Raw genomic sequence first — 1,119 nt, 5'->3', positions numbered from 1 at the left:
TTTTGAGAAAACCCTAAACTTGGCTCAGCAATCGTTGGTTACATCTTTGATTTCTCGCGGAGTAACTTGTGATGCTGATAATCTGTTGACTAGCAGTCTGACTCCACAAGCACCCACACGAATTGCTTGATTCAGTTGTTAAAGAGCGGCTGGTTAAGATCTTTCGTCTCAACCGAGGAGCACATCTTACAGCACACCTTTTCAACTTGCAACCTTAAAAGTTTCTGATTTTTCAACAAAATCAACCACTTAAGCCAAGAACAATATCAAGCTGCTCGTTAGCGGGAGGCGAATAGTACAGCATTAAAGTACGTGGTCAACCCCCCATCTGAAAATTCTTCTTCCTTACCAAAGCCCCCGGGTTGCCACCATGAAAACTTCCAGGGTCCGTACAAAGCATCACCCGTCCAGCTCCGTCCCCACTACTGCCATCCTCGCCAGTGTTTCGGACCGTGTGGCAGATTTCAAAAAGAAGTCGCAAACCCCGCGACTATTCAGGGTTTGCGACTCATAGCCGATACATCCCTCAAGCTCCCGGGACGCTTTCTTCGGGCATGCCTGCCCTGTTCATTGCGCAACGTGCGGGCTTAGTTCTGTACCTCAACCACGTCGACATCCGGGGCGTCGGCCACATCCTCTCTGGCTTCATTCGCCTCTACTTTGGCAGCCTCTCTGGCTTCATTCGCCTCTACTTTGGCTGCGTTCCTGGCCGCATTTGCAGCTGCCTTGGCAGCATCTCTGGCTGCATCTGCGTCTGCCTTGGCGACATCCCTGGCTGCATCTGCAGCGGCCCTGGCAGCATCCCTGGCTGCATCTGCGTCGTTTCTGGCAGCGTCCCTGGCTGCATGTGCGGCATCGTTGTCATTGTCATCCGCGTCGTCGTTGTCTTTCGCGTCGTCGTTGTCCTTCGCCTTGTCGTTGTCCTTCGCCCTGTCGTTATCCTTCGCCCTGTCGTTGTCYTTCGCCCTGTCGTTGTCCTTCGCCCTGTCGTTGTCCTTCGCCCTGTCGTTGTCCTTCGCCYTGTCGTTGTCCTTCGCCCTGTCGTTGTCCTTCGCCCTGTCGTTGTCCTTCGCCCTGTCGTTGTCCTTCGCCCTGTCGTTGTCCTTCGCCCTGTCGTTG

At 53.9% G+C, this 1,119-nt stretch carries 1 pseudogene; it reads right to left on the bottom strand.

The features are described 5' to 3' along the window. Positions 1-587: 587 nt before the first annotated feature. Positions 588-1,119: pseudogene (locus tag AB4Z35_RS29855) on the bottom strand (hypothetical protein); the annotation flags it as partial.

Source organism: Pseudomonas sp. KB_15 (assembly GCF_052114525.1).
In the GTDB taxonomy this organism is placed as follows: domain Bacteria; phylum Pseudomonadota; class Gammaproteobacteria; order Pseudomonadales; family Pseudomonadaceae; genus Aquipseudomonas.
The sequence above is the reverse complement of the archived record's forward strand: the minus strand, read 5'-3'. Positions and strand labels throughout refer to the sequence as shown.